We start from the raw sequence: 26,783 nt of genomic DNA, 5'->3' as shown, positions 1-26,783 counted from the left end.
CGGCCCGGGGTGGCCAGGCCCGCCCCCGGGCGGGCCGTGCCGGTCGGGCCTCGGGCGGTCGGGCCCCGGTCGGGCCGCCGTGCCGGTCGGGCCTCGGGCGGTCAGGCCTCGGTCGGCGGCCCGGGCTCGCCCACCGCCGGCGGGGGCATCGGCGGCGTCACCGTCGGCGGCCCGAAGAGGTCCACGGCGCGGCGGAGGGCCGTCAGGCCGTCGGCGAGGGCGCTGACGGAGCCGACCGAGCCGGCGACGAGCAGCAGCGAGCGGCGCAGCCGCCGTACCTCGGGGGCGCCGCCCGCGGCCATGGCGTCCAGCGCCGCGAGCTCCTCCTCGGCGATGCCCCGGTCGGTGAAGTCGGTGCGCAGCGCGGCCAGTTCGCGCCTGAGCCGGGAGACGGCGGTCCTCAGCCCGTCCACCCTGGGGTCCACGCCCTCGCCGGTCACTCGCCTCTGCCCCACGCTTCGCAACATGGATCTCCCCCTCGCGCACGTCCTTGTGCCGACCCGTCGGGCGTGGCCGGGCGCCCGGGGTCGCGGGCCAGTTAACTCCTTCGCGCGCCCGGCGCGCCAGCGGGCGGACGTAATTCAGGCGTCCGTGTGACCGGTCCGTGGGGAGGGCGATGCGGTATGCAGTCCTCATGACTGGTGAGACGGAAGAACCCCTCGTGGCGGGCCTCCTGCTGGCCGCCGGCGGTGGCCGGCGGCTGGGCGGCCGACCCAAGGCCCTGCTCACGCACCGTGGGCGCCCGCTCGTCGAGAACGCGGTGCGGGTGCTGCGCGAGGGCGGCTGCGAGGTGGTGCACGTGGTGCTCGGCGCGGCGGCCGACCAGGTGCGGGAGCGGGCGGTGCTGCCGGGCTGCGTGCTGGTGGACAACCCGGACTGGGCCGAGGGCATGGGGTCCTCGCTGCGGACGGGTCTCGCCTCCCTGAAGGCGGCGGCGCTGCCGGTGGACGCGGCACTGGTGTCACTGGTGGACCAGCCGGGGATCGGGGCGGCCGCGGTGGCCCGGGTGCGGGCCGCGTACCGCTCGCGGGACACCCTGGCGGCGGCCGCGTACGACGGGAAGCGCGGCCATCCGGTGCTGTTCGGCGCCTGGCGCTGGGCGGGGATCGCGGCGGGGGCGGTGGGGGACCAGGGGGCGCGGGACTACCTGATGGCGCACCGGGATGCGATCACGCTCGTGGACTGTTCGGATGTGGCCGAGCCCTATGACATCGACACGGAGGCGGATCTGGTGCACCTGGAGTGAAGGCGGTGGCACCGAGCGCCACGTTGTGTCGACCCGAAGAATCTCGACATCAACAAACCATTGAACTTCCACCATGAGGAAACTAGTATCCACTGTTCAGAAGCGCCTGCTCTTTGAGACGGCGCTCGCGGCCGTACCTCGGCGCCTGTGGCACTCCGTGCCGTACGCGACGCCCGGCGGCCGTCTGGCACCGCCCGTGAAGCCCGCTGAAGGAAGTGACAGTTCATGTCCGCACCAGCGCCGTCCTCCCTGGTCGTCGTCGAAGCCGAGCCCCTGCCGCGCCAGGAGGAGGTGCTCACCGACGCGGCCCTCGCCTTCGTGGCCGAGCTGCACCGCCGGTTCACCCCGCGCCGCGACGAGCTGCTCGCCCGCCGCGCCGAGCGCCGCGCCGAGATCGCCCGCACCTCCTCGCTGGGCTTCCTTCCCGAGACCGCCGCGGTCCGCGCCGACGACTCCTGGAAGGTCGCGCCCGCCCCGGCGGCCCTGAACGACCGGCGGGTCGAGATCACCGGCCCGACCGACCGCAAGATGACGATCAACGCGCTGAACTCGGGCGCGAAGGTCTGGCTCGCGGACTTCGAGGACGCCTCGGCTCCGACCTGGGAGAACGTGATCCTCGGCCAGGTCAACCTGGTCGACGCCTACGCCCGGAACATCGACTTCACCGACGCGCGGTCGGGCAAGTCCTACGCGCTGAAGCCGGCCGACCAGCTCGCCACGGTCGTCATGCGGCCGCGCGGCTGGCACCTGGAGGAGCGCCACCTGACCGTCGACGGGCGCGCGGTGCCCGGCGCCCTGGTCGACTTCGGCCTCTACTTCTTCCACAACGCGCAGCGCCTCGTCGACCTCGGCAAGGGCCCGTACTTCTACCTGCCGAAGACCGAGTCGCACCTGGAGGCCCGCCTCTGGAACGAGATCTTCGTCTTCGCCCAGGACTACGTCGGCATCCCGCAGGGCACCGTGCGCGCCACGGTCCTCATCGAGACCATCACGGCCGCGTACGAGATGGAGGAGATCCTCTACGAACTCCGCGACCACGCCGCCGGGTTGAACGCGGGCCGCTGGGACTACCTGTTCTCGATCGTCAAGAACTTCCGGGACGGCGGCGCCAAGTTCGTCCTGCCGGACCGCAACGCGGTCACGATGACGGCCCCGTTCATGCGCGCGTACACCGAACTCCTCGTCCGCACCTGCCACAAGCGCGGCGCGCACGCGATCGGCGGCATGGCGGCCTTCATCCCGTCCCGCCGGGACGCCGAGGTCAACAAGGTCGCCTTCGAGAAGGTCAAGGCCGACAAGGACCGCGAGGCCGGCGACGGCTTCGACGGCTCCTGGGTCGCCCACCCCGACCTGGTCCCGATCGCCATGGCCTCCTTCGACGCGGTGCTCGGCGAGAAGCCGAACCAGAAGGACCGGCTGCGCGAGGACGTGCACGTCGAGGGCCCCGAGCTCATCGACATCGCCTCCCTGGACGCCCACCCGACCTACGACGGCCTGCGCAACGCGGTCCAGGTCGGCATCCGCTACATCGAGGCCTGGCTGCGCGGCCTGGGCGCCGTCGCGATCTTCAACCTGATGGAGGACGCGGCGACCGCCGAGATCTCCCGCTCGCAGATCTGGCAGTGGATCAACGCCGAGGTCGTCTTCGAGAACGGCAAGCAGGCCACCCCGGAGCTGGCCCGCGAGGTCGCCGCCGAGGAGCTGGCCGCGATCCGCGCGGAGATCGGCGACGAGGCGTTCGCGGCCGGGAAGTGGCAGCAGGCGCACGACCTCCTGCTGCACGTCTCGCTCGACGCCGACTACGCGGACTTCCTGACCCTCCCCGCGTACGACCAGCTGGTCGGCTGACCGCACAGCGGCCGAACAGCAAGGGCGTTCACGCGCCACGCACCCGCGCGCGGCTCGCGCGCACCGGCTCCGCCCCCGATGCCCAGGCACCGGGGGCGGAGCCCTTTCCGCATGCCGTTCGCACGTTTGCCCGACCTTTCGATCCATGGCGTTTCACAAGTCACGTGACGTAACCGAGACGCGCTGCTACCTAGCGGTAATAAGTCGTGCCGTGCGAGATTCCGCCATGCCACCGGCCGGCGGCTGTCCCCCACTCACTGCGCACCGCATACCGCAGGAGCACAGCCATGCCTTCGTCCCCCCACCGCGCCCTGCGCGGACTGCTCACCCTGTGCCTCGCCGCCGGACTCGCCTCGCTGGCCCCCTCCCCCGCCATGGCCGCGCCCGGCTCCGGTCCCACCGCCGTCGTCTCCATGGGCGACAGCTACATCTCCGGCGAGGCCGGCCGCTGGCAGGGCAACAGCCTGACCACCAGCGGCAGCCGCAACGGCACCGACCGGGCCTGGACCGGCAGCGGCTACGACCCGAGCCGGGTGTACGGCGCCTCGGAGGCCGACGGCTGCCACCGCTCGGACTCGGCCGAGGTGAAGAGCGCGGGCGGCCTCGCCACCGAGCAGATCAACCTGGCCTGCTCCGGCGCCACCACCCGGAACGTCTTCCGCGCCTCCAACGGCGGGGTCGCCTACAAGGGCGAGGCCCCGCAGGCCGACCAGCTGGCGGCGGTCGCCGCCACCCGCGACGTGAAGCTGATCGCGCTGTCGATCGGCGGCAACGACCTCGGTTTCGCCGACGTCATCACCACCTGCGCCACCGACTACATCGTCTGGTACTCCTACTGCCACGACGACCAGCAGGCCGCCGTCGACGCGAAGATCGACGGGGCGATGGCCGCCGTCGGCAAGTCGATCGACGAGATCAGGGCCGTGATGACCGGCGCCGGATACGGAACGGCGGACTACCGGATCGTCCTCCAGTCGTACCCCTCCCCCATCCCGCGCTCCACGGAGAACCGATACGGCGAGAGCGGCTGGACCCGGACCAACACCGGCGGCTGCCCCTTCTGGAACGCCGACTCCGACTGGGCCCGCGACTCCCTCGTCCCGCAGATCGCGAACCGTCTGAAGGCGGTGGCACGGGCCAAGGGCGCGCAGTTCATGGATCTGCGCGACATGCTCCAGGGCCGCGAGGTCTGCGCGAAGGCCAGCAAACTGGTCAGCTCCACCGTCCCGGCCTCGGCCTCGACGAGCGAGTGGGCGCGCTGGATCGACCAGAACGAGACCCAGGGGCCGCTCCAGGAGGACATGCACCCCAACTACTACGGGCAGACCGCGCTGGGCCGCTGTCTGGCGCTGATCAACGCCCGCACCACCGGTGACTACAGCTGCCGCAACACGGCGGGCGCGGGCGCCTCGGGGATGTACCTCACGGCGGGGTGACGCCGCCGGGCCGGTCACGGCGGGGCGACGCGCCGGACCGGGTCACGGCGGGGCGACGCCCGCCAGTCCCGATCACGGCGGGGTGACGCCGCCGGTCCGGTCACGGCGTGGGTGCCCCCACCCGGCCGGATCATGGCGGGGCCATGCCACCCGGCCGGATCACGGCATGGCGATGCCCAGCGGCCCCAGGACCCGCGCGGTCTCGTGCGGGTCGGCCGCGGCCATCGCGGCCACCAGCGCGGCCGAACCGCCGGGCCAGCGCCCGGCCGCCGCGTCGAAGGCGGTACGGCGGGACTCCAGCGGCCCCTTCTTGCCGGGCAGCCCGTCGAGGACGGCCAGGGCCCGGGCGGACGCCGGCACCGACTCCGGGTCGACGTCCTCGCCCCGGGCCCGCAGGGCCGCCTCCGCGCGCACCCCGGCCACCGGGTCGGCGAGCGCGCGGCGCAGGGCGCCGACCGGGGCCGCGGACAGGTCGAGGACGTCGAGCAGCGCCCGGGTGGCGACCGCGTCGGAGGTGCCGGCGTTGACGCGGCCGACGGCGCCGAGCAGCTCCGTCCAGGCCTGCTCGTCGACGTCGCCGGGAACCGCCTCCAGGGACCGCAGCCACTCCCCGAGCACCCGCTCGGCGGCGGCCGGGGGCCAGCCCGCGGCGGCGGCCACCAGCGTGGGCGCGTCCCAGGCGGCGGTGTCGGCGGCGTCGGGCACGGCGACCCCGCGGACGGCGAGCAGGTAGCGCACGACGGCGCAGCCGTCGGGGGTGAGGCCGAAGGCGTCGCCGCGGCGGAAGACGAGCGCGGTCGAGGCCAGCCGGTCGACGACCGCGGCCAGCTCGTGGGCGGGTCCGTCGAGCCGGGCCCGGTCGGTGTCGTTGACGCCCGGCGTGCCGAGCAGGCGGGCCAGCTCGCCGGCGGTCGGCGTCGTGTACGCGGGTGAGGCCGGCGGCGGTACGCGGACGGGGGCGTCCTCCAGGGCCGGGTCGACCGGCCAGTCCTCGAACTCGGCGGCGCGGCGGGCGACGGACTCGGCGGAGCAGCCGCGCTGGTAGAGCGTGTAGAGCAGGTGGGCGGCCTCACTGCCGTACGTGCCCTGGTCGGCGAGGGAGTCGACGGCGGCGGCGAGCAGGTCGGCGTCGCCCTCCGGGTCCGGCGGGTCGGCCTCCTCCGGCGGCGGGGGCAGGGGCTCGGCGGGGTCGCCGTAGTAGTCGAGGTGTTCGTCGAGCAGGGCGTCGGCGAGGACGAGGTGCGGGAAGGCGTCGGGTCCGGGCGCGAGGTGGGCGTAGGCGCCCGTGAGGCCTTCGGCGAGGCCGGCGGCGGTCCACCGGTCGAGCAGCGCGGCGGCGACCGTCCCGATCCCCTGGGCCACGTCGTGGTCGGTCAGGACCGGTCCGGCGGGCGGCGGTTGTTCGGCGTCGCGCACATAGGCCCGGGTCAGCGCCTCGGCGAGCAGGACGTCGGCGAGGGCGGTGCGCCCCATGAGGTCGGCCCGCCGCACCCCGTCGGGCACCGGCGGCCCGTCGAGCCGGGCGAGCCAGGCCCGGACGGCCGCGGGGTCGTCGGGGTCGGTGCCGTCGGCCCGCAGGAGCTGGGCGTACCAGCGGGGCCAGGTGAGGTTGCCGGGGTCGGCCATGGCCCGTTCGAAGTCGTCGGCGGCCTCTCCGATCACCCCCTCGACGCCCGTGCGGCCGTCGCCGTCGAAGCGGCGGGCGAGCGCCCGGAGCACGGCGGGGTAGGCGGCCAGCTCCTCGGGCGCCGCGCACACGAAGGCGGGCAGGTCCTCCACGAGCAGCCGCCGCACCAGGGTGGGCGTCGGCTCGGGCAGCCCCGTGGCCCGGTCCGCCCCGCGCAGCGCGAGCAGGCCCAGCACGGCATCGGCGGCCCTGCGCGATCCAGGGCCCCGGAACTCGGGGCTCGCCTCCAGGAACGCGGCGAGCCCGGTGTTGGTGAGAACGATCTCGGCCACGCTTCCCAGCGTAGTTCCGACGCGGTGTGCGTGCGTGCCTTCAAGGGGTCACCCTTCAGGGGGTCACCACCGTGCGCGGCGCCGAGAAGTCACCCCAGGTGCCGTCGGGGAGCCGGGCGCGGAGGGTGAGGGTGTAGCGGGTGCCGGGGGCGGTGGGGACGGTGAGGGTGTACGTGACGGGGCCGGGCGGGGGCTGCGCACCCCAGACGATGGTGGTGGCGAATCGGCCGTTCAGGTAGAGCTGGTGCTCCTCGACGGGGGCGCCGGTGCGGGGCGGGGTCCAGGTGAGGGTGACGGCCCCCTTCGTGGCCTTCGCGGTGACGGCGGTGGGCGCGGTGTTCGGCGGGGCGCCGGGGGCGGGGGCGGTGGTGAGGTCGGCGGGGCCGCTGTCCGGGGAGGAGTTCTCGGCGGCGTCGCGGGCCCGGACGGTGAACGAGTAGGCGGTGCCGGGGCGCAGGCCGGTGAGCCGGGCGGTGGTCTCGGTGCCGGGGACGGTGTGGACGCGGGCGTCGCCCTGGTAGACGTCGTAGGCGGTGACCCGGGTGTCGTCGCGGGCGGGACGCCAGGCCAGGGTGGCGCCGTCGGGTCCGGCGGGGGCGACGCGCAGGGCGGTGGGGCGGGTGGGGGGCGTGCGGTCCTCGGCGGTGGCGGCGAGGGTCGTGGCGGAGACGGTGGCGCTGTCCGGGGAGAGGTTCCCCGCGGCGTCGCGGGCGCGGACGGTGAAGGTCTGCGGGGCGGCCGGGGCGAGGCCGGTGACGTCGGTCATGAGGGTGTCGGCGGGGAGGTCCTTGACCTTGCGGCCCTGGCGGTAGACGGCGTAGCCGGTGACGGCGCGGTCGTCGGTGGCGGCGCTCCACATGACGTGCACGGTGCTGGCGCTGCCCGCGGCGGCGGTGACTCCGGTGGGGGCGGTCGGGGCGCTGGTGTCCTGCGCGGGCAGTGCGGAACAGGCCGCGAGGCCGAGGAGGACGAGGAGGACGGCGACGGTGGTGACTACGCCGGCGACCGTGGTGGTGGCGGCTGCGTTCGTTGCGGTCCTTGCGGTCCTTGCGGTCCTTGCGGTCCTTGCGGTCCACGAGGTCAACAGGCTTGCGGCGAGCGGGCGTTGCACGGGACGCCTCCGTCCGGCCGGGCGATCCGGGAAAGGTCTGGACCTGTATGACACAGGGGTGGGCGACTCGACAAGGGGCGGGCGGGGAGGGGCGTTGTCAGTGGGGTGCGCTTCACTGGATCCCTCACTCTCCGTAGTCGACTTCAGGGGGATTCGTGACGGACCGTACGACCTACGTGACCGTGCTGGGGCTGCGCCTGCGCGGTTGGAGCGACGCGATGATCGACGAGCTGCTGGGTCAGGCCGACGTGCAGGGACGGGACCCGAGGCGCTGGTCCCTCGCCCCGGTGCGGCTCTATCTGCTCGCCCGGATCGAGGCGGTCGAGCGCACCCCGGAGTTCCTCCACACCGCCGCCGTCGCCGGGCGGGGCTCGGCGGCGGCCGGGGCGGGGGCCGAGCAGCGGCGCAGGGCGGTGCTGGCGGCGATCCGGGCCGAGCCCATCGAGGTCCCCCGGCTGCCCGCCGCCGAGCTGGAGCGCCGCGCGGTGCGTCACCGGCACCTGCTCGGGGCGCGCGGACCCGGCGGGATCACCGCGGGCGCGATGGTCCGCTGGCAGGTGGGTTACCTGCGTCAGGCGCTCGCCCGGTACGAGACGCTCCTCGACGGGCTGTACGGCGACACCGGCCGCGCCGAGGCGGAGCGGCTGCTGCGCCGCCGGCTGTACGAGGCGATCGCGGCGGCGTATCCGGCGCTGGCCCACGAGTGCGGGCGGCGCATGGAGCTGGAGCGGTGAGGGCGGTGCGGGGGATGAGCGGCGGTCAGGCCCCGGCGGCGGCCAGGAGCCGGGCGACCCGGGTACAGGCCGCCGGGATCGGGGCGATGACGGGGACGGGCAGGCGGGTGCGCAGGGCGGCGGCGGCGTCGCCCAGTGGGCCACCGCCGATGACGACCGCCTCCGCGCCGTCCCGCAGGACGCAGGTGCGGACGGCGTCCTCCAGGGCGGTGAGCAGCGCTTCGGGGTGGGCGGTGAGGCGCCGGGGGTCGCCGGCGGTGCATCGGGTGCCGGTGTATCCCGGGCCGAGGCCGAGCCGCTCGACGTGGCCGGTGATCGCGTCCGCGAGGAGCGGGGTGGTCGTGGCGACGCCGAAGCGGCGCCCGTCGGCCGCGGCTTCGGCGAGGGCGGCCTCTCCGATGCCGACGACGGGGAGGGCCTCCCCGACGGCCGCCCGCAGCTCGGCCACGCCCGGATCGCCGAACGCGCCCACGATCAGGGCCGCGGCGCCGCCCTCGGCCAGGGCGGCGCGCGCGGCGGCCACGGTGTGCGGGACCGCGGCGCGCAGGGTGGCCGGGTCGGTCAGCATCGTCGGGCCGTGCGCGGCGGTCACGCCCCGGACCGGCAGACCGGTGCCCGCGAGGGCGCGGCGGGCGAGGGAGGCCATCATCCGGGTGGTCGCCGTGGAGGTGTTGGGGTTGACCAGCACCACCGCCCCGGGCCCCGCGGCATGCGCGGGGCCCGGGGCGGGCGGGGGCTGCGGACGGTGGCTCAGTGGACGTGCGCCGCCTTGGCCGTTCTGGTCTCGGAGATCTCGTCGCCGGGCTCCATCGGCGCGGTCACGGTGTCGTCGTCACGGCGCTTGCCCAGGTGGTTGAAGACCAGGTTGAGCAGGACGGCCGCGACACAGCCGGTGGAGATGCCGGAGTCCAGGATGATCTTCGCGGTCTCCGGGAAGGCGTGGTAGAACTCCGGCTTCGTGATCGGGATGATGCCGACGGCGAGCGAGACGGCGACGATCAGCACGTTGTTGTCCTTCTCCAGGCCGGCCTTGGCCAGGGTCTGGATGCCGCTCGCGGCGACCGAGCCGAAGAGGACGATGCCCGCGCCGCCGAGGACCGGCCGGGGCACGACCGATATCAGCGAGGCGGCCACCGGCGACAGGCCCATGAGGACCAGGAAGCCGCCGCCGCAGGCGACCACGAAGCGGCTGCGGATCCGGGTCATGGCGACCAGGCCGATGTTCTGGGCGAAGGCGCTGCACATGAAGCCGTTGAAGAGCGGGCTGAGCGCGGAGCCGAGGGTGTCGGCGCGCAGTCCGGCCGCGATCGTCTTCTCGTCGGCCGGCCGCTCGACGATCTCGCCGAGCGCCAGCATGTCGGCGGTCGACTCGGTCATGGAGACCAGCATGACCACGCACATGGAGATGATCGCGGCGACCGCGAACTGGGGTGCGCCGAAGTGGAACGGGCTCGGGAAGCCGACGATGTCCGCCTCCGTCACCGGTGTGAAGTCGGTGACGCCGAACGGTATCGCGATGAGCGTGCCGACGACGAGGCCGACGAGGACGGCGACCTGCTTGAGGAAGCCGCGGGTGAAGCGCCGCAGCAGCAGCACGATCACGAGGGTGACGCCCGCGAGGGACAGGAAGGTGGTCGAACCGTAGTCGTCCGCCTGGGGGTTGGGCCCCTGGGCCCAGCCGAAGGCGACCGGGAGGAGGGAGACCCCGATGAGGGTGATCACGGAGCCGGTGACGACCGGCGGGAAGAACCGCACGAGCCGGGAGAAGAAGGGGGCGGCGAGGAAGCCGAGGAGTCCGGCGACGATGATCGCGCCGAAGATCACCGGCAGGGCGTCGGCCTTGTCCTTCGTGGTGTCGGCGATGGCGAGCATCGGGGCGACGCCGGCGAAGGTGACGCCGTTGACGAACGGCAGCCGGGCGCCGATCTTCCAGACGCCGAGGGTCTGCAGGAAGGTGGCGAGTCCGGCGGTGAAGAGACTCGCTCCGGTGAGGAACGTGAGTTCGGTTCCGGAGAGGCCCACGGCCGCTCCGACGATCAGCGGCGGGGCGACGACCCCCGCGTACATGGCGGCCACGTGCTGGAGGCCGCTGGTGAGCATCTTCAGTGGGGGCAGGACCTCGTCTACCGGGTGTGTGTCCCGGGCCTCGGGGGCGGACCCTGCGTCTTGTGCATTGCGAACCTGGGGCTTGGCGGCCACGGCGGTTCCTCCGGTCGGGTACACGTCGGCAGAGACGTGGGTGTCAGGGAGGTGGTGCGATGCGGTGCGAGGTGCAGGAGGTGCGGCTCGATGCGGCGCCGGCGGAGGGGGTGCGGCGCTGACGGGGTGTCCGATGGGGAATGCCCGGGTCGGGCACGGAGACCGTTCACCGTCCCGGGGGGTGCGTACGACTGGGCGCACGTCACCCCCCGGTCGGGCTGCCGCGAACCCCGCTCGGGTCCGCGGCGACCGGTCGAGGGCCGTCCCCCTCGACCGGACTCCTTGGGGAGGGTCAGGCCTGGGCCGCGATACGGGCCAGGCGCTGTGCCTCCGTGCGCGCGTCGCGCGCGATCCGGTCCTCGTCGGCGGTCAGCAGACGGTTGTTCTCCACGATCTGCCTGCCGTTGACGAAGGACGCGGTGACCGGGGCGGCCGCACCGAAGACGATGGCGGTGACCGGGTCGGCGATCGACGAGTGGCCGAGGCCGTCGATCTTCCAGAGCACGAAGTCGGCCAGCTTGCCGGCCTCCAGCGAACCGATGCTGTCGGCGCGGCCGAGGACCTGCGCACCGCCGTAGGTGCCCAGACGCAGGGCCTGGCGGGCGTTGAGCGCGGCCTCGCGGTGGGCGCCGAGCCGGTTGATCAGCAGGGCGTTGCGCAGCTCGGTGTGGAGCTCGCCCGACTCGTTGGAGGCGGTGCCGTCGACGCCGAGGCCGACCGGCACGCCCGCCTTGAGCATGTCGGGTACGCGGGCGATGCCGGCGGCGAGGCGCGCGTTGGAGGACGGGCAGTGCGCGACACCGGTCTTGGTGCGGGCGAAGGCCGCGATGTCGGAGTCGTTCATGTGGACGCAGTGCGCCATCCACACGTCCTCGCCGAGGAAGCCGGTGGACTCGAAGTAGTCCGTCGGGCCCATGCCGAAGAGCTCGTGGCAGAACTTCTCCTCCTCCACGGTCTCCGAGCCGTGGGTGTGCATGCGCACGCCCAGGCGGCGGCCGAGCGCCGCGCCCTCGCGGAGCAGTTCGGTGGAGATGGAGAAGGGGGAACAGGGGGCGACGGCGACCTGGGTCATCGCGTCGAAGGAGGCGTCGTGGAACTTCTTGACGGTCTCCTCGGTCGCGGCGAGCGCGCCCTCGGTGGTCTCGACGGCGAAGTCCGGCGGCAGGCCGCCGTCCTTCTGGCTGCGGTCCATGGAGCCGCGGGCGAGGGTGAAGCGGACGCCCATGTCGCTCGCGGCGCCGATGATGGCGCCGGACAGGTCGCCGGAGCCCTGCGGGTAGACGTAGTGGTGGTCCATGGCGGTGGTGACACCGCCGCGGGCCATCATCGCCAGCGATCCCTGGGCGGCGACGCGCACCATCTGCTCGTCGATGCGGGCCCAGGTCGGGTAGAGCGCGACCAGCCAGTCGAAGAGGTTGTGGTCGGTCGCGAGGCCCCGGGTGATCCACTGGTAGAAGTGGTGGTGGGTGTTGACGAGACCCGGCGTGATCAGATGGCCGGTGGCGTCGATCCGCCGGACCACGTTCTCCAGGCCCTCGGGGGCCTTGCCGGCACCGATGGACTCGATCTTGTTGTCGGCGACGACGAGGTGGCCGGTGGCGTACTCGGTGTCGTTCGCGTCGACGGTCGCGATCGCCGCGTTCTCGATGACGATGCGCTGGGCTGCCGAAGGTGCTGCCATGACGGTGCTTCCTTCATTCCTGGGGGGATGGTTGGGCACGGCAGGACCCTAGGAGGATTTGAGTGCCGGAGACGCGTGACGGCTCCGGGTGCCGAGATGGTGGAAGAAGAGGTTCAGCAGGACGGCGACGAGCGCCCCCGCGCTGATGCCGGAGCCGAGCACGGTCTGCGCCCAGGCGGGGAATCCGGCGTAGAAGGTGGGTGCGGCGAGCGGGATGATGCCCGCTCCGAGCGCGACGGCCACCAGGATGATGTTGGAGCTGTCGTCGAGTCCGGCCTCGGAGAGGGTCCGGATGCCGCTCACGGCGATGGAGCCGAAGAGCACGATGCCCGCGCCGCCGAGGACCGGCATGGGCACCAGGGAGACCACCGCGCCGAGGACCGGGAAGGCTCCCAGGACCAGGAGGGCGCCGCCGGCCACGGCGACGACGTACCGGCTGCGCACCCGGGTCAGCGAGACGACGCCGACGTTCTGGGCGAAGGCCGAGGTGGGGAAGCCGCCGAAGACGGGGCCGAGCAGGGTGGCGATGCCGTCGGTGCGCAGTCCGCGGGTGATGGTCCGGCCGTCGCTGCGCCGCTCGCAGATCTCGCCCAGGGCGAGCATCCCGGCGCTGGACTCGGTCATCAGGACCAGCATCACGATGCACAGGGAGATGATCGCGGCGGGCTGGAACTCGGGGGCGCCGAAGGCGAAGGGCGTGGGCAGCGCGGCGACCGGGGCCTCGCGCAGGGCGGTGAAGTCCGCCATGCCGAAGGGGACCGCGGCGAGCGTGCCGATGAACAGGCCGAGCAGCAGGGCGATCTGCTTGACGAAGCCCTTGCCGAAGCGCTGGAAGAGGAGGACGACGACGAGGGTGAAGCCGGCGAGGGCCAGGTGCCTCATGTCGCCGAAGTCGGCGGCGTTCTTGTCGCCGCCCTGCGCCCAGCCGACCGGCACGGGCATCAGGGTGACCCCGATGAGGGTGATGACGACGCCGGTGACGAGCGGCGGGAAGAAGCGCAGGAGCCGGCCGAAGAAGGGGCCGACGGCGAGGCAGAAGACTCCGGCGACCATCACCGCGCCGTAGATGGCGGGGAGTTGGTGTCCCGGGGCGGTGTTCTCGGCGATGGCGAGCATCGGGGTGATGCCGGCCGACGAGGCCGCGTTCACGAACGGGAGCCGGTTGCCGGCGAAGCGCCCGAGGCCGAGGGTCTGCAGGATGGTCGCGCAGCCGGCGATCAGCAGGCCGGCGGCGATGAGCCGGGTCATGCCGGCGGTGTCCAGGCCGACCGCCTGACCGATGATGAGCGGAGGGGTGACGACACCCGCGTACATGGCGGCGATGTGCTGCAGTGCCGCGGGGACGAGCCGCGAGGCGGGGAGTTTCTCGTCCACCGGGTGGCAGGCGGCCGGGGTGGTGGACGGGGTGGAACACGGGCCTTCGGCGGTTGCCGGCCCCTTTGCGGGCTGTGCCATGGAAGTTCCCTCCGGTGTGCACGCCCCCGCCCGGCTGCGGGGCGGGCGGGGGCGAGCACTCGGTGCCGCTTAGAGGTTGGTCATGTCGACCGGGATCTGCGCCGTGGCGCCGTCGCGCAGGACCGTGGCCTCGATGAGGCCGTACATGCGGTCGGCCGCGTAGTAGACCTCGTTGTCGTTCTTCAGACCGAAGGGTTCGAGGTCGACCAGGAAGTGGTGCTTGTTCGGGAGCGAGAAGCGGACCTCGTCGATCTCCGAACGGTGGTTGATGATCCGCGTGGCCATCTGGTACAGCGTCTGCTGCAGGGAGTACGAGTACGTCTCCGAGAAGGCCTCGAGCATGTGCTTCTTGGTCTGCTCGTAGGACCGCTCCCAGTTGGGCATCCGCTGCTCGTCGTCGGTCCAGTTGAACCGCCAGCGGCCGGACACCTGCGTGGCCAGGATGCGATCGTACGCCTCCTGGAGGGTCGTGTACTTGTCCTTGATGTAGCCCCAGAACTCCGAGTTGGTGGAGTTCATGACGACGAGGTCCTTGAGGCCGGAGATGACCTCCCAGTTCTCGCCGTCATAGGTGATCTGGGTGACGCGGGTCTCCTGGCCCTTGCGGACGAAGGAGTGGTTCACCTCGTCCGAGCCGATGAACTTGGAATTGGCGTCCGAGCCGGCGATCCGCTCCCAGGAGTACTCCTCGATCTGGATGCGGGCCCGGTGGATCGGCTCCTGGCTGGTCACGAAGTGACGCGCCAGGTGGATGCCGAACTGCTCGGCGGACTCGATGCCGTACTCCTTGGCGAACGCGAAGACGGTGTTCTTCGTCGTGTCGGTGGGGAGGCAGTGGGCGTTCGAGCCGGTGAGGTGGACGTCGTCGAGGTCACCGGAGAGGGCGACGGAGACGTTCAGGTCCTTGATGTGGTGGGTCGCGCCGTCCCGCGTGATCTTGACGACGCGGTTCTCTGCTTTGCCGTACTGGTTCTGGCCGAGAATCGTGGGCATGTCTGCTAGCTCCCTCGGTAAACGGAGTAGCCGAACGGGTTGAGCAGCAGCGGTACATGGTAGTGCTCGCCCGGGACGACGGCGAACGTGATCGCCACCTCCGGGAAGAACGCTCCGGTCGTACCGCTGTCCCGATTCGCGGGGGCGTCCTGCTGCGCCTCGGCTTGCTTGTTCTGCTTGCTCAGGAAGTACGCCTCGGTCTGGAAGTCGAGCCGTACGTGGGTCGTGTCCTCCGGCAGGGCCGGGAGGTCCTTGCATCGCCCGTCCGCGTCGGTGGCGGAGCCGCCCAGAGCGGTCCACTCGGCGTCGGAGCCGGCGCGGGCCGCGAGCGTGATGGCCACGCCCTCGGCCGGACGGCCGACGCTGGTGTCCAGGATGTGGGTGGACACGGAGCTGCTCGGCGAAGCCGAGGTGTCGGTGCTCATCAGTTCTCTTCCTCGGTCTCGACGAGACGGGTCAGACGGATGCGGTTGATCTTGCCCAGTTCGGTGCGGACGATCTCCCGCTCCTGCTCGGGCGAGTTCTCGATCCGCTCGCGGACCGCGTCGCGCATCTGCTCGCCGGTCCTGCCGGTGGCGCAGATGAGGAAGACATGACCGAACTTGTCCTGGTAGGCCAGGTTGAGTTCGAGCATCTCGGCCTTGAGCTCCGCGGAGGCGCCGGCCATCCCGCTCTGCTCGCGGGAGGAGGTCGGGTCCCCTGCCTTCGGACGACCGATCGGCGGGTGGCCCGCCATCGCGTCGGCCAGGTCCTCGGTGGTCAGCTCCGCCATGGCGGCGTCACTGGCGAGGAAGAGGGCTTCCGCGGTGGCGTACGGGCGCTGGGCGAGCAGCTTGCTCCCCCACGCCGAACTGGAGCACACCTCGTGGAGTGCGGCGACGGCGTCGCCGTCCGCCGAGGTGTTGAACCGGGTGAGACCCGGTGTCGTACCTGAAGTCACGGGAAGCCTCCGTGGCTGTTTTTCGCTGTGCGTCGGACGGGCTGCGGATAGCTAACGCCCTCCGCAACACGACGTCAACACTTTGTTGAAAACTCGGCCACACAAAAGCCGTCGTCCCGACATCTGGACGACGGCTCGTGGTCACTCATGATCAACTACCCGCTCTTGGGGGCCTTTTCCCTGTTCAGGGCGGTCTCCCTGTTCAGGTAGTTGTACACGGTGAAGCGGCTGACGCCCAGCGCCCCCGCCACCGTCTCCACTCCATGGCGCACCGAGAAGGCACCCCGTGCCTCCAGGATCCGCACGACCTCCTGCTTGCTCTTGCGGTCGAGCTCGGCGAGCGGCATCCCGTGCCGTCGTTCCATCGCGGCCAGAATGTGATCCAGCGATTCGGACAGCTGCGGCAGCCGCACGGCGAGCACGTCCTCGCCCTCCCAGGCGAGGACCACGTCGTCCACTCCGGCCTGCTCCGGCACCAGCAGCTCGGCGCCCATCGCGTCGACGAGCGGCTTCACCGCCGCCACCAGGGGATGCTCGCTCACTTCTCCCCCTCCTTCGACTCCACGGACTCCCGGGACCCCCCGATCACGTTCACCTGGAGCGAGACCCGGGTCGCCCCGGCCGCCAGGGACTTGCGCAGCAGCGCGTCCACCGCGGTGAGCACGGCGTCGGCACCGCCTTCCGCCGTGTTGCCGAAGGGCCCCACATCCACCGCGTCCAGTTCGGCCGACTGGATGACCTCACGCGCCACGACCGCGTGCGCCGGCGCCTCTTCCAGGTCGAACGGCTCGGTCGTGAACTCCACTCTCAAACGCACCATGCCCCCACGCTACGGCCCGGCCCCGGCCCACGGGAGCCCCGGACCTGCGGGGACCTCTTGACAAGTCGACCGGTCCGCTTGCAACATTCCGTCAGACAGAAACTTACTTCCGCAATACGGAAGGAGCGCCGCCCCTCATGGGATACACGGACCAGCGCTTCGATGTGAACCTGTCGATCCTCTTCACGGAACTCCCGCTCCTGGAGCGCCCCGCGGCCGCCGCCGCGGCGGGCTTCACCGCGGTCGAGCTGTGGTGGCCCTGGATCGACACCGCCACCCCCGAGCAGAGCGAGCTCGACGCCCTCAAGAAGGCTCTCGAGGACGCCGGCACCCAGCTGGTGGGCCTGAACTTCTACGCCGGACAGCTCCCCGGCCCCGACCGCGGCGCGGTCTCGGTGCCCGGCGAGGAGTCGGACCGCTTCCGGGCCAACATCGACATCGCCGCGGACTTCGCGGCCTCGGTCGGCTGCAAGGCGCTCAACGCGCTCTACGGCAACCGCGTCGAGGGCGTGGACCCGGCCGTCCAGGACGAGCTCGCCCTGGAGAACCTGGTGCTGGCCGCCCGCGCGGCCGACCGGGTCGGCGCGATCCTGCTGATCGAGACCCTCAACAAGCCGGAGTCGCCGCTCTACCCGCTGGTGAGCGCCCCCGCCGGCGTCGAGGTCGTCGACAAGGTGAACGCGGCCACCGGCCTCGGCAACGCCAAGTTCCTCCTCGACATCTACCACCTGGCCATGAACGGCGAGGACGTCAGCCGGGTCATCGCGGAGTACGCGGACAGGACCGGCCACGTCCAGATCGCCGACAAGCCGGGCCGTGGCGCCCCGGGTACCGGCGAGCTGCCGCTGGAGCAGCTCCTCGACGAGCTGGGGAAGGCCGGTTACGACGGCTGGGTGGGCCTGGAGTACAAGGCCGCCGACGCCGCCGCGTCCTTCGAATGGCTCGCCCCCGAGGCCCGCCCCGCCCGCTGACGCAGGCCCCCTCCCCGTACGACCTTGTTTTGAGAGGCACCCTCATGAGCACTCTTCCGAAGATCGCATGGATCGGTCTCGGCATCATGGGTTCCCCCATGTCCGAGAACCTGATCAAGGCCGGCTACTCGGTCACCGGCTTCACCCTGGAGCAGGACAAGCTGGACCGCCTCGCCGCGGCGGGCGGCACCGTCGCCGGCTCGATCGCCGAGGCCGTCAAGGACGCCGACGTGATCGTCACGATGGTGCCCGCCTCCCCGCAGGTCGAGGCCATCTCCTACGGCCCCGCGGGCATCCTGGAGAACGCCAGGTCGGGCGCGCTGATCGTCGACATGTCGTCGATCACCCCGCAGACCTCCGTCGACCTGGCGAAGAACGCCAAGGAGAAGGGCATCCGCGTCATCGACGCCCCCGTCTCCGGCGGCGAGGCCGGCGCCATCGAGGCCGTCCTGTCGATCATGGTGGGTGGCGAGCAGGCCGACTTCGACGAGGCCCTGCCGATCCTCGAGGCCCTCGGCAAGGTCATCGTCCTGTGCGGCCCGCACGGCTCCGGCCAGACGGTGAAGGCGGCCAACCAGCTGATCGTCGCCGTGAACATCCAGGCGTGCGCCGAGGCCGTCGTCTTCCTCGAGAAGTCCGGCGTGAACCTCCAGGCCGCCCTGGACGTCCTCAACGGCGGCCTGGCCGGCTCCACGGTCCTGACCCGCAAGAAGGACAACTTCCTGAACCGGGACTTCAAGCCCGGCTTCCGGATCGACCTGCACCACAAGGACATGGGCATCGTCACCGACGCCGCCCGCAACGTCGGTGCGGCCCTCCCGGTCGGCGCCGTGGTCGCCCAGCTGGTCGCGTCGCTGCGCGCCCAGGGCGACGGCGGCCTGGACCACTCGGCCCTGCTGCGCGCCGTCGAGCGCCTCTCCGGCCGGCAGGTCTGACCCGCCCCCCGTCCTGACGGGGCCCTGATTTCCGGGCGGCGGCGGCGCTGACACCTGTCCTGTCGCGCCCAGGCGTCGCCGCCGTCCGGAACACCACACTTCAATTTCAACAAACTGTTGACGCTGCTCGGCGGGCGTACATACGCTCCAGAGCACTCCCAGCAGTGCAGCTCCCGTACGGAAGGTCACGATGTCGAAGCGCGTGCTTACGACCGAGTCCGGCGCCCCTGTCGCCGACAACCAGAACTCCGCCACCGCCGGCGTCGGTGGCCCCATCCTGCTCCAGGACCAGCACCTGCTGGAGAAGCTCGCGCGCTTCAACCGTGAGCGCATCCCGGAGCGCGTGGTGCACGCCCGCGGCTCCGGCGCGTACGGCTACTTCGAGGTGACGGACGACGTCACCGCCTACACCAAGGCGGACTTCCTCTCCCAGGTCGGCAAGAAGACCGAGACCTTCCTGCGCTTCTCCACCGTGGCCGACTCGCTCGGCGGCGCGGACGCGGTCCGCGACCCGCGCGGCTTCGCGCTGAAGTTCTACACCGAGGAGGGCAACTACGACCTCGTCGGCAACAACACCCCGGTGTTCTTCATCAAGGACCCGATCAAGTTCCCCGACTTCATCCACTCCCAGAAGCGCGACCCCTTCACGGGCAAGCAGGAGCCGGACAACGTCTGGGACTTCTGGGCGCACGCCCCCGAGGCGACCCACCAGGTGACCTGGCTCATGGGCGACCGCGGCATCCCCGCCTCGTACCGCCACATGAACGGCTACGGCTCGCACACCTACCAGTGGACCAACGAGGCGGGCGAGGCCTTCTTCGTCAAGTACCACTTCAAGACGAACCAGGGCATCCGCTCCCTCTCCGGCGAGCAGGCCGCCGAGCTCGTCGGCAAGGACGCGAACTCGCACCAGACCGACCTGCTCCAGTCGATCGAGCGCGGCGTGAGCCCCTCCTGGACCCTCTACGTCCAGGTGATGCCGGCCGCCGAGGCCGCCGACTACCGCTTCAACCCGTTCGACCTCACCAAGGTGTGGCCGCACAGCGACTACCCGCTGCAGCGCGTGGGCCGACTGGTCCTCGACCGCAACCCGGACAACGTCTTCGCCGAGGTCGAGCAGGCCGCCTTCTCCCCGAACAACTTCGTTCCGGGCATCGGCCCCTCGCCCGACAAGATGCTCCAGGGCCGCCTCTTCGCCTACGCGGACGCCCACCGCTACCGCCTCGGCGTCAACCACACCCAGCTGCCGGTCAACGCCCCCAAGGCGACCACCGCCGACAACTACGGCCGCGACGGCTACATGGCCACCCGCAACGGCTCGCGCCACGACAAGAACTACGAGCCCAACTCGTACTCGGGTCCGCAGCAGACCGACGCCGCGCTGTCCGCGCCGCTCGCCATCCACGGCTGGACCGGCACCCACGAGGCGCCGCAGCACACCAAGGACGACGACTTCTTCCAGGCCGGTGAGCTCTACCGCCTGATGTCCGAGGACGAGAAGGGCCGCCTGGTCGCCAACATCGCCGGCGGCCTCTCCCAGGTCTCCCGCGAGGACATCATCGAGAAGAACATCGCCCACTTCGCCGCCGCCGACGCCGAGTACGGCAAGCGCGTCGAGGAGGCCGTCCGCGCCCTGCGCGAGGACTGATCCTCCGAACACCCAGACAGCGTACGGTGCCTGACGGGAGGTCAGCACCGTACGCGGTCCGGGACACCGGCCCGGATGAGGGGTGGTCGGTGAACCGGACAGCGTGAGGACCGCGGCGGCTCCGAGCCAGTGCGGTGGTAAGGACGCCCGGCCCCCCCTTCCTGACCTGAAGGGAGGGGAACCGCCGGTGCGCCCGTCGGTGCCGCCGCGGTCCCAACGCCCCTCCCCCGCAGGGCTTCGGCACACGGGGAGGACCACAGACTCCGCCCGGCGGCGCGAACGTCCTGTCGCGCCAGCCTCGCACCGTCGGGCGGGCATCACGTGCGCTGTGCGGTTTACGGTCCCGCACCGCGCGCACCAAGGCCGAGGCCTGACCCACGCACAGGGGTCAGGCCTCGGCCCTCTTCCGCTCCCCGGCCGCGGCGACGGGCCGCCCGGCGAGGACGAGGGCGAGGGTGACCGCCAGCGAGGCCACCGCCAGCAGGCTCATCGCCGCGGCGGGCGAGGTGAGTTGGGCCAGCCCGCCGGCGAGGGCCGCGCTCACCCCCTGGAGGGCGAGCATCCCGGAGGTGTGCAGTCCCAGCGCGTGGCCGCTCAGCTCCTCGGGGACCAGCGCCATGAGCCGCTCCTGGTAGAGCAGGCTCGCGCCGTAGCCGACGGCCGACACCGCGATCGCGGCGACGGCGTACGGCAGCTCCGGGTCGAGGGCGAACAGCAGGTACGGGGCGGCCAGCAGCGCCTGGAGCGGCGCGGCCGCCCGGCCCCGGAGCCCCGCCGGCAGGAACCGTCCCACCGCGACGTCCCCGGCCAGCATCCCGAGCGCGGCACAGGCGAACAGCAGCCCCGCGCGCTCCGGGTCGTACGGCACGAACAGCGACTCGCAGCCGACGATCAGGCCGTTGGGCACCCAGAGGGCCAGGTAGACGCGCCGCCGGGGCCCCGAGGCCCAGAGCCGGGCGTTCGTCCGCCAGGTCTCCGCGACCGAGACCCGCCCGGTCACGCGCGGGGCCCGCCGGGACAGTCCGCGCCCGGCGACCAGGGCCGCCAGGAGATGGAGGACCGCGCCGGTCGCCAGGGTCCCGCGCGGTGCGAGCAGCGCCAGCAGCAGGCCGCCCGTGGCGAACCCGGCGATCTGGCAGACGCCGGTCGACATGTTGAAGACGGAGCGCCCCAGCAGGAACGCGTCCGGGGGCAGGACCTGGCGCAGCAGCCCGTACCGCACGCCCCCGCCCAGGGAGCCGACGAGCCCCTGGAGGAAGAGGATCGCGAAGACGGCCCCCGTGGGCAGCCCGGGGACCGTCTGGGCCGCGGTGCCGGCCGCGAAGGCGAGCGAGACGCCGGTGAGGGCCGCGCGGGGCGGCAGCCGGTCGGCGGCCGACAGGAGCGTCGTGGCGCCGACCAGCTGGGCGAGCGCGGGCCCGAACATGGCGAGCGCGGAGAGCAGCGGAGAGCCCGTCGCCCGGTAGACGAGGGTGGCAAGGCCCAGGCCCGACACCGTCTGGGCGGCGATCTGGGCGGCGCCGCTGAGGAAGAGCGGAGTGAATTCGGGGCTACGGAAGAGATCGCGGTAGCGCGGGGGGCGCGGTTCTCGGTGGGCGGGAGGGATCGTGGGCATGCCGGGAAGTCTCGGGGGGCGCCGGTCGGCCCGATAGTGTTTCGCGCGGGTGCGAAACGAGAGCGGGGTGGACACGTGGGCTGGTGGCAGCTCGGTACGGATTCCCTGGCCACGGGACGCTTCGTCATCTCTCCGCTGGCCGAGGCCGTCGCCGCGCTGAAGACCCTGCACGCCGCGACCGGCTCCCACCCGGGCGAGCGCGCCTGGCTGGCCGGCCACCTCCCGGCGTACCGGGCCCGCCTCGCGGCCGAGCCGGTCGACGCCCTTCTCGTACGGGCCGCCCTCGGGCGGACGTGGAACGCCGACTTCCTGACGCCGACGCCGCTGGGCGAGGGCGAGCAGACCTTCGAGGAGGAGGTCGAGGCCGTCCGGCAGGCCGAACCGGCGGACGCGCTCCCCCAGTTGGAGGTGTCCGTGGGTGGTCCCGTCCCGGACCCGCTGCGCTCGGCGCGCGACCTGCCGCACCGGATGGCGGGGGTCCTGGACTGGGTGTGGCGGGAGACGGTGCTGCCCGACTGGCCGCGCCGGCGGCGGGTCCTGGAGGCCGACGTGGTGGCCAGGACCGCGCGGCTCGGCCAGGGCGGCTGGGCGGCGGCGCTCGACGAACTGTGCCCCGGCAAGATGCGCTGGCTGGGCGACGGTCGCCTCCAGGTCAACCCCCGCGCGTATCCGCCGCGATGGATCGACGGCGGCCGGCTGCTGTTCGTGCCGGTGACACCGGCCAAGGGCTGGGTGTCGTGGGAGGGCGCGGAGCGGTCCGCGATCGTGTACGCGTGCTCCGGCACCCTGGCCGACACGGTGGGACCGACCGTCCCCGAGGCCCTGGGCGCCCTGCTCGGCGGCGCCCGGGCCGGCGTCCTCGTACGGCTCGAGACCCCCAAGTCGACGAGCCAGTTGGTGGCGCTGACCGGTCAGGGCCTCGGGTCGGTGGGGCGGCACCTGAAGGTGCTGCTGGACGCCGGGCTCGTCCGGCGCCGAAGGGCGGGACGGTCGGTGCTGTACGACTGGACGGAGGCGGGGGCGACCCTCATCCGGGCACAGGAGGACCCCCGCCCCGGTGCTCGTCGGGGCGGGGGCCGTCTCACGACTCCCTGATCAGGCCTGGTGCGGTCAGACCTTGAGGGCCTTGATCGCGGTGGGCGCGTGGCCGGGCTCGGTGGCCAGCTCCTCGAACTCGGTGACGTCGCTCATGTCGACCGTCTTGCTCATCGCGATGTTGGTGATGCGCTCCAGGATCGCCTCGACGACGACCGGGACCTGGAACTCGACGGCCGTCTTCTTGGCCTGCTCCAGCGCCTCGCCCAGCCGGTCCGGGTCGGTGACGCGGATCGCCTTGACGCCGAGGCCCTCGGCGACCTTGACGTGGTCGACGCCGTAGACGCCGATCTCCGGGGTGTTGATGTTCTCGAACTCGAGGTTGACCTCGAAGTTGATGCCGAGGCCGCCCTGCGCCTGGCGGATCAGGCCCAGGTAGGCGTTGTTCACCAGGACGTGGACGTAGGGGACCTTGTGCTGGGCGGCGACCGCCAGCTCCTCGATCATGAACTGGAAGTCGTAGTCGCCGGAGAGGGCGACGACCGGGGTCTCCGGGTCCGCGGTGGCGGCACCGATGGCGGCCGGGATGGTCCAGCCGAGCGGGCCGGCCTGGCCGCAGTTGATCCAGTGGCGCGGCTTGTAGACGTGCAGGAACTGCGCGGCCGCGATCTGCGAGAGGCCGATGGTGGTGACGTAGCGCGTGTCCTGGCCGAAGGCCTTGTTCATCTCCTCGTAGACGCGCTGCGGCTTCATCGGGATGTCGTCGAAGTGCGTACGGCGCTGCAGGGTGGCCTTGCGCTCCTGGGCGGAGGCGGCCCAGGCGGAGAAGTCCGGCAGCCTGCCCTCGGCCTTGAGCTCCTTGGCGAGCTCGATGAAGAGCTCCAGGGCGACCTTGGCGTCGGAGGCGATGCCGTAGTCGGGGGCGAAGATCTTGCCGAGCTGGGTGGGCTCGATGTCGACGTGGACGAACTTCCGGCCCTTGGTGTACGCCTCCAGGTTGTACCCGGTGTGGCGGTTGGCCCAGCGGTTGCCGATGCCGATGACGACGTCCGACTCCAGGAAGGTCGCGTTGCCGTAGCGGTGCGCGGTCTGGACGCCGACCATGCCGGCCGCCAGCTCGTGGTCGTCCGGGATGGTGCCCCAGCCCATGAGGGTGGAGATGACCGGGATGTTCGTCAGCTCGGCGAACTCGACCAGCAGGTCGGTGGCGTCGGCGTTGATGATGCCGCCGCCGGCGACGATCAGCGGGCGCTCGGACTCCAGGAGGAAGCTCAGTGCCTTGGCGGCCTGGGCGCGGGTCGCGGACGGCTTGTAGACCGGCAGCGGCTCGTACGTCTCCGGGTCGAACTCGATCTCGGTCAGCTGGACGTCGATCGGCAGGTCGATGAGGACCGGGCCGGGACGGCCGGAGCGCATCAGGTGGAAGGCCTGCTGGAAGACGCCGGGGACCTGCGCGGCCTCCAGGACGGTCGTCGCGGCCTTGGTGACCGGCTTGGCGATCGTGGCGATGTCGACGGCCTGGAAGTCCTCCTTGTGGAGCTTCGAGACCGGCGCCTGGCCGGTGATGCAGAGGATCGGGATCGAGTCGGCGATCGCCGAGTACAGGCCGGTGATCATGTCCGTGCCGGCCGGGCCGGACGTACCGATGCAGACGCCGATGTTGCCGGCCTTGGCCCGGGTGTAGCCCTCGGCCATGTGGGACGCGCCCTCGACGTGGCGGGCGAGGGTGTGGGCGATCCCGCCCACGTTCTTGAGCTCCCGGTAGAAGGGGTTGATGGCCGCGCCGGGCACACCGAACGCGTTGGTGACGCCTTCGCGCTTGAGGATCTCAACGGCCGCTGCGGCGGCGGTCATACGAGGCATGGGAGTGCTCCTGCTTCGGCCAGGAGGAGACAAGCGCGCCGGGCTCCGGCGGGGGCCCTCAGCACCTTGTTTCCATAATGCGGAAATACTGTTCTGCTATACGGAAGCAATGTAGGTGGGCCGGAGGAGAGGCGTCAAGAGACGATCTGCGGGGAGACCGTCCGAGGTGGCCGAAGTGGCTCCCCCGGGCGGCCGGATTGGTGGACGATGGGTGGGCGAGCAGAGGGGGTTCGGTGTGGGTGAATCGGTACAGGTGCGCTGCCCGGAATGCCTCCGTACGCAGAGATACGCGCCACCCGCCTTCCCCTGCGTCTGCGGCACCCCGATCGCGCCCCCGGTGATCCACGGCGCGACCGCCCGGCCCGTGACGCACCGCAACTGGTCCGAGGAGTGGGTCACCGTCCTCTGCCCCGCCTGCGCCCGCCCCTCCGACTGGCCGCACCCGGAGCTGGGGTGCGCGTGCGGGGCGGTGCTGCGGGTGCCGGTGAGGGGCCCGGGGTACGCGGAGGAGCCGGACGGAGCGGGCGAGGCGGACGGTGCCGGCGGAACGGGCGAGCCGGACGGCGCCCGCGGGGTGGACGGCGCGGACCGGTCCGGCGGTGCGGACGGCGGGTACGACGGGGGCGACGGATACGACAGGGGCGACAGAGGCGACAGAGGCGGTACGGACGGCGCGGGCGACCGGGGCCCGCTCGGCGGGTCCGCCTCCGCCGCCGACGACGCCCGGTCCGCCGCCGACGACACCGCCGCGCCCGCCACGCCGGGGTCCGGTGCCGGTGCCGGGTCCCACGACGTCCCCGAGGGCGCGCTCCGGCCGGCCGCCCGGAGCGGCACTCCCGCACCGGCCCCGGCCCCGACTCCCGCCCACTCCCCCGTACCCGACGCCGAGGGCGACACCGACCGCGACGGTTACCCCAGCTTCACCCAGCGCCACCCCTCTCCCCCGCACCACACCCTCCCCGGCGCCCAGGCCCCCGCCCTCCCCGTCAGGCCCGCGTTCCGGCCCGTGACGATCAGGACCGCGCGGGACGCGGTGGCGGCGTCCGCCGGGTATCTGCGCTGGCTGGGGTTCCGGGACGTCGTGCAGCCGGAGGAGCGGTCGGCGGTGGCCGTGGACCTGCGGGGGCCCGGGCTCGTCGCGCAGGTGGATCCGAGCACCCGGCCGACGGGACTGCGGGCCGTGGAGTGCCTCTGGCTGAACGGGCTGAGCAACGGGGCGACCAGCGTCTGCTTCTCCCTCGCGGGCTACACCCCCGAGGCCCACGAGCGCGCCGAGGGCCTGGGCATCCCGCTCTTCGTGCTCGACCTCACCGGGACCCCGCAGCCCGTCAACGCTCCCGCCGACACCCTCGTCGACACCGGAGCCGCCTAGACACGCCCTAGCATTTCCGGCCAATCACGGGTGACGACAGGCCCTCCTCCGGGAACAACACCCTCGGGGGGTGAACACCATGACGACGGGGACGTGGTGGTTCTTCGGAGTGACCTTCGGTCAACTGGCGCTGGCGGTCGTGCTGTTGCGTACCCGCAGCAGGGGGCGGCCCGAACTGCCCCCGCAGGCCCTGGCGCTGCTGCGCGGCGGCCCGCGGGCGGCCGTCACCGTCGCGCTGGTCGCCCTGCACCAGCGGGGGGCCGTCGCGGCCGGGCGGCGGGGCACGATTCGCGCCAACGGCGGGGCCGGTCGGACCCACGACCCGCTCCAGCTGGGCGTGCACCGCTCGCTGCAACGCTCCCTCGGCCTGCGGGTGTTGGCCACGCGGCCGAAGGCCCGCCAGGCGCTCGACGCGCTGCGCACGGAGCTCGGGCGAAGCGGCCTGCTCCGCCCTCCCGGCCGGCTGCGGGCGGCCCGCTCCCTGCTGGCCTGCGTGCCGGTCACCGTGGGCGTGGGGCTGCTCGCCACGGAGGTCACCGCGCCGGCCCTGCTGCTCGGCACCGTGCCGGTGGCCGCCGCCGCGCTGCTGCTCTGCGTGCCGCCGACCACGCGGGCCGCCCGTCGCCTCCTCGCGGGCCTGCGCGAGCGGCACCCGCTGCCCGCGCACCGTCGCGAGGTCACGGACGGCAAGGACGTCCTGCTGTACGTGGCGCTGTACGGCGACCCCGCCCTGGCGCTCTTCCTGCCGCACTTCTCCCGGGACGGGGGGCTGCTCGGCCGGCGCGGCGACAGGGGCGACGGCTACGCGACCGGCCGCGGCTGGAACCCGGAGAACGGCCCCACCTGCACGAGCGGCGCCCCGGACTGACGGGACCCGGTCGATCCGGTACCACCCGGTGGACGCCTTCTTCACACCGGCGGG

The 26,783-nt window shown here is 72.5% G+C and carries 24 protein-coding genes; 10 read left to right on the top strand and 14 right to left on the bottom strand.

Going from position 1 to position 26,783, the window contains the following annotated elements; all coding sequences use genetic code 11:
• Positions 1-101: 101 nt before the first annotated feature.
• The gene (locus tag OG309_RS30260; RefSeq protein WP_329425628.1) at positions 102-467 is read right to left on the bottom strand and encodes a DUF5955 family protein; all 366 of its coding nucleotides are present in this window, start codon (positions 465-467) and stop codon (positions 102-104) included.
• Between the two features lie 167 nt (positions 468-634).
• On the opposite strand from OG309_RS30260, the gene OG309_RS30255 reads away from it, so the two are divergent.
• The 3 genes from OG309_RS30255 to OG309_RS30245 all read left to right on the top strand — a co-directional run bounded on the left by OG309_RS30255 (position 635) and on the right by OG309_RS30245 (position 4,530).
• On the top strand, positions 635-1,246 hold the full coding sequence (locus tag OG309_RS30255; RefSeq protein ID WP_329425626.1) for a nucleotidyltransferase family protein: 612 nt from the start codon (positions 635-637) through the stop codon (positions 1,244-1,246).
• A 225-nt stretch (positions 1,247-1,471) separates the two neighbouring features.
• Positions 1,472-3,094 (top strand): malate synthase A, encoded by a 1,623-nt coding sequence (aceB, locus tag OG309_RS30250; protein WP_329425624.1) that lies wholly within the window; start codon positions 1,472-1,474, stop codon positions 3,092-3,094.
• Positions 3,095-3,381: 287 nt separating this feature from the next.
• Positions 3,382-4,530, top strand: coding sequence for a GDSL-type esterase/lipase family protein (locus OG309_RS30245; RefSeq protein ID WP_329425623.1), 1,149 nt, complete (start codon positions 3,382-3,384; stop codon positions 4,528-4,530).
• Between the two features lie 159 nt (positions 4,531-4,689).
• Here OG309_RS30245 and OG309_RS30240 read toward each other — a convergent pair whose 3' ends face one another.
• Both OG309_RS30240 and OG309_RS30235 read right to left on the bottom strand, forming a co-directional pair.
• Positions 4,690-6,489, bottom strand: coding sequence for a hypothetical protein (locus tag OG309_RS30240; protein WP_329425621.1), 1,800 nt, complete (start codon positions 6,487-6,489; stop codon positions 4,690-4,692).
• A 55-nt stretch (positions 6,490-6,544) separates the two neighbouring features.
• The gene (locus OG309_RS30235; RefSeq protein ID WP_329428608.1) at positions 6,545-7,429 is read right to left on the bottom strand and encodes a fibronectin type III domain-containing protein; all 885 of its coding nucleotides are present in this window, start codon (positions 7,427-7,429) and stop codon (positions 6,545-6,547) included.
• 326 nt (positions 7,430-7,755) lie between these two features.
• Between OG309_RS30235 and OG309_RS30230 the strand changes: the two genes are divergently transcribed.
• Positions 7,756-8,334 (top strand): hypothetical protein, encoded by a 579-nt coding sequence (locus tag OG309_RS30230; protein ID WP_329425619.1) that lies wholly within the window; start codon positions 7,756-7,758, stop codon positions 8,332-8,334.
• Positions 8,335-8,359: 25 nt separating this feature from the next.
• On the opposite strand, the gene OG309_RS30225 is transcribed toward OG309_RS30230, so the two are convergent.
• The 9 genes from OG309_RS30225 to OG309_RS30185 all read right to left on the bottom strand — a co-directional run bounded on the left by OG309_RS30225 (position 8,360) and on the right by OG309_RS30185 (position 16,419).
• The gene (locus tag OG309_RS30225; RefSeq protein ID WP_329425618.1) at positions 8,360-9,025 is read right to left on the bottom strand and encodes an aspartate/glutamate racemase family protein; all 666 of its coding nucleotides are present in this window, start codon (positions 9,023-9,025) and stop codon (positions 8,360-8,362) included.
• A 59-nt stretch (positions 9,026-9,084) separates the two neighbouring features.
• Entirely contained in the window at positions 9,085-10,434 is a 1,350-nt protein-coding gene (locus tag OG309_RS30220; RefSeq protein WP_329425616.1) for a nucleobase:cation symporter-2 family protein, read from the bottom strand.
• 391 nt (positions 10,435-10,825) lie between these two features.
• Positions 10,826-12,214, bottom strand: coding sequence for an 8-oxoguanine deaminase (locus OG309_RS30215; protein ID WP_329425614.1), 1,389 nt, complete (start codon positions 12,212-12,214; stop codon positions 10,826-10,828).
• A gap of 48 nt (positions 12,215-12,262) precedes the next feature.
• Positions 12,263-13,669 carry a nucleobase:cation symporter-2 family protein gene (locus OG309_RS30210; RefSeq protein ID WP_329425612.1) on the bottom strand — a complete coding sequence of 469 codons (1,407 nt, stop codon included), beginning with the start codon at positions 13,667-13,669 and terminating at the stop codon, positions 12,263-12,265.
• Between the two features lie 69 nt (positions 13,670-13,738).
• Positions 13,739-14,662, bottom strand: coding sequence for a factor-independent urate hydroxylase (pucL, locus tag OG309_RS30205; protein WP_329425609.1), 924 nt, complete (start codon positions 14,660-14,662; stop codon positions 13,739-13,741).
• Between the two features lie 5 nt (positions 14,663-14,667).
• Positions 14,668-15,087: a hydroxyisourate hydrolase gene (gene uraH / locus OG309_RS30200; protein WP_329425607.1), complete on the bottom strand. Its 420-nt coding sequence runs from the start codon at positions 15,085-15,087 to the stop codon at positions 14,668-14,670.
• Positions 15,087-15,602: a 2-oxo-4-hydroxy-4-carboxy-5-ureidoimidazoline decarboxylase gene (uraD, locus tag OG309_RS30195; RefSeq protein WP_329425605.1), complete on the bottom strand. Its 516-nt coding sequence runs from the start codon at positions 15,600-15,602 to the stop codon at positions 15,087-15,089. The genes uraH and uraD overlap by 1 nt, the downstream gene beginning before the upstream one ends.
• A 155-nt stretch (positions 15,603-15,757) precedes the next feature.
• Positions 15,758-16,096, bottom strand: coding sequence for a helix-turn-helix domain-containing protein (locus tag OG309_RS30190; protein WP_329428607.1), 339 nt, complete (start codon positions 16,094-16,096; stop codon positions 15,758-15,760).
• 44 nt (positions 16,097-16,140) lie between these two features.
• Positions 16,141-16,419 (bottom strand): hypothetical protein, encoded by a 279-nt coding sequence (locus OG309_RS30185; protein WP_329428605.1) that lies wholly within the window; start codon positions 16,417-16,419, stop codon positions 16,141-16,143.
• Between the two features lie 140 nt (positions 16,420-16,559).
• Between OG309_RS30185 and OG309_RS30180 the strand changes: the two genes are divergently transcribed.
• From OG309_RS30180 to OG309_RS30170, 3 genes are all read left to right on the top strand, one after another.
• Positions 16,560-17,393 carry a TIM barrel protein gene (locus OG309_RS30180; RefSeq protein WP_329425604.1) on the top strand — a complete coding sequence of 278 codons (834 nt, stop codon included), beginning with the start codon at positions 16,560-16,562 and terminating at the stop codon, positions 17,391-17,393.
• A gap of 44 nt (positions 17,394-17,437) precedes the next feature.
• The gene (locus OG309_RS30175; RefSeq protein WP_329425602.1) at positions 17,438-18,328 is read left to right on the top strand and encodes a 2-hydroxy-3-oxopropionate reductase; all 891 of its coding nucleotides are present in this window, start codon (positions 17,438-17,440) and stop codon (positions 18,326-18,328) included.
• Positions 18,329-18,518: 190 nt separating this feature from the next.
• The gene (locus OG309_RS30170; RefSeq protein WP_329425600.1) at positions 18,519-19,976 is read left to right on the top strand and encodes a catalase; all 1,458 of its coding nucleotides are present in this window, start codon (positions 18,519-18,521) and stop codon (positions 19,974-19,976) included.
• Between the two features lie 388 nt (positions 19,977-20,364).
• Here OG309_RS30170 and OG309_RS30165 read toward each other — a convergent pair whose 3' ends face one another.
• On the bottom strand, positions 20,365-21,591 hold the full coding sequence (locus tag OG309_RS30165; protein WP_329425598.1) for an MFS transporter: 1,227 nt from the start codon (positions 21,589-21,591) through the stop codon (positions 20,365-20,367).
• Between the two features lie 75 nt (positions 21,592-21,666).
• On the opposite strand from OG309_RS30165, the gene OG309_RS30160 reads away from it, so the two are divergent.
• The gene (locus tag OG309_RS30160; protein WP_329425596.1) at positions 21,667-22,686 is read left to right on the top strand and encodes an ArsR/SmtB family transcription factor; all 1,020 of its coding nucleotides are present in this window, start codon (positions 21,667-21,669) and stop codon (positions 22,684-22,686) included.
• A gap of 15 nt (positions 22,687-22,701) precedes the next feature.
• On the opposite strand, the gene gcl is transcribed toward OG309_RS30160, so the two are convergent.
• Positions 22,702-24,489 (bottom strand): glyoxylate carboligase, encoded by a 1,788-nt coding sequence (gcl, locus tag OG309_RS30155; protein WP_329425594.1) that lies wholly within the window; start codon positions 24,487-24,489, stop codon positions 22,702-22,704.
• A 364-nt stretch (positions 24,490-24,853) separates the two neighbouring features.
• Here gcl and OG309_RS30150 point away from each other — a divergent pair, with 364 nt between their 5' ends.
• Both OG309_RS30150 and OG309_RS30145 read left to right on the top strand, forming a co-directional pair.
• Positions 24,854-25,861 carry a hypothetical protein gene (locus OG309_RS30150; protein WP_329425593.1) on the top strand — a complete coding sequence of 336 codons (1,008 nt, stop codon included), beginning with the start codon at positions 24,854-24,856 and terminating at the stop codon, positions 25,859-25,861.
• Between the two features lie 79 nt (positions 25,862-25,940).
• On the top strand, positions 25,941-26,729 hold the full coding sequence (locus tag OG309_RS30145) for a TIGR04222 domain-containing membrane protein (RefSeq protein ID WP_329425592.1): 789 nt from the start codon (positions 25,941-25,943) through the stop codon (positions 26,727-26,729).
• Positions 26,730-26,783: the final 54 nt, after the last annotated feature.

It is taken from the genome of Streptomyces sp. NBC_01268, assembly GCF_036240795.1.
GTDB lineage: Bacteria > Actinomycetota > Actinomycetes > Streptomycetales > Streptomycetaceae > Streptomyces.
This window is presented reverse-complemented; position numbering and strand designations above follow the sequence as displayed.

What these genes read in the sequence shown, in the direction of transcription:
- OG309_RS30260 (WP_329425628.1), bottom strand. Translation starts at nt 467, where the DNA reads ATGTTGCGAAGCGTGGGGCAGAGGCGAGTGACCGGCGAGGGCGTGGAC.
- OG309_RS30255 (WP_329425626.1), top strand. Translation starts at nt 635, where the DNA reads ATGACTGGTGAGACGGAAGAACCCCTCGTGGCGGGCCTCCTGCTGGCC.
- aceB (WP_329425624.1), top strand. Translation starts at nt 1,472, where the DNA reads ATGTCCGCACCAGCGCCGTCCTCCCTGGTCGTCGTCGAAGCCGAGCCC.
- OG309_RS30245 (WP_329425623.1), top strand. Translation starts at nt 3,382, where the DNA reads ATGCCTTCGTCCCCCCACCGCGCCCTGCGCGGACTGCTCACCCTGTGC.
- OG309_RS30220 (WP_329425616.1), bottom strand. Translation starts at nt 10,434, where the DNA reads ATGCTCACCAGCGGCCTCCAGCACGTGGCCGCCATGTACGCGGGGGTC.
- OG309_RS30215 (WP_329425614.1), bottom strand. Translation starts at nt 12,214, where the DNA reads ATGGCAGCACCTTCGGCAGCCCAGCGCATCGTCATCGAGAACGCGGCG.
- OG309_RS30210 (WP_329425612.1), bottom strand. Translation starts at nt 13,669, where the DNA reads ATGGCACAGCCCGCAAAGGGGCCGGCAACCGCCGAAGGCCCGTGTTCC.
- pucL (WP_329425609.1), bottom strand. Translation starts at nt 14,662, where the DNA reads ATGCCCACGATTCTCGGCCAGAACCAGTACGGCAAAGCAGAGAACCGC.
- uraH (WP_329425607.1), bottom strand. Translation starts at nt 15,087, where the DNA reads ATGAGCACCGACACCTCGGCTTCGCCGAGCAGCTCCGTGTCCACCCAC.
- OG309_RS30190 (WP_329428607.1), bottom strand. Translation starts at nt 16,096, where the DNA reads ATGGGCGCCGAGCTGCTGGTGCCGGAGCAGGCCGGAGTGGACGACGTG.
- OG309_RS30180 (WP_329425604.1), top strand. Translation starts at nt 16,560, where the DNA reads ATGGGATACACGGACCAGCGCTTCGATGTGAACCTGTCGATCCTCTTC.
- OG309_RS30175 (WP_329425602.1), top strand. Translation starts at nt 17,438, where the DNA reads ATGAGCACTCTTCCGAAGATCGCATGGATCGGTCTCGGCATCATGGGT.
- OG309_RS30170 (WP_329425600.1), top strand. Translation starts at nt 18,519, where the DNA reads ATGTCGAAGCGCGTGCTTACGACCGAGTCCGGCGCCCCTGTCGCCGAC.
- OG309_RS30165 (WP_329425598.1), bottom strand. Translation starts at nt 21,591, where the DNA reads ATGCCCACGATCCCTCCCGCCCACCGAGAACCGCGCCCCCCGCGCTAC.
- gcl (WP_329425594.1), bottom strand. Translation starts at nt 24,489, where the DNA reads ATGCCTCGTATGACCGCCGCCGCAGCGGCCGTTGAGATCCTCAAGCGC.
- OG309_RS30145 (WP_329425592.1), top strand. Translation starts at nt 25,941, where the DNA reads ATGACGACGGGGACGTGGTGGTTCTTCGGAGTGACCTTCGGTCAACTG.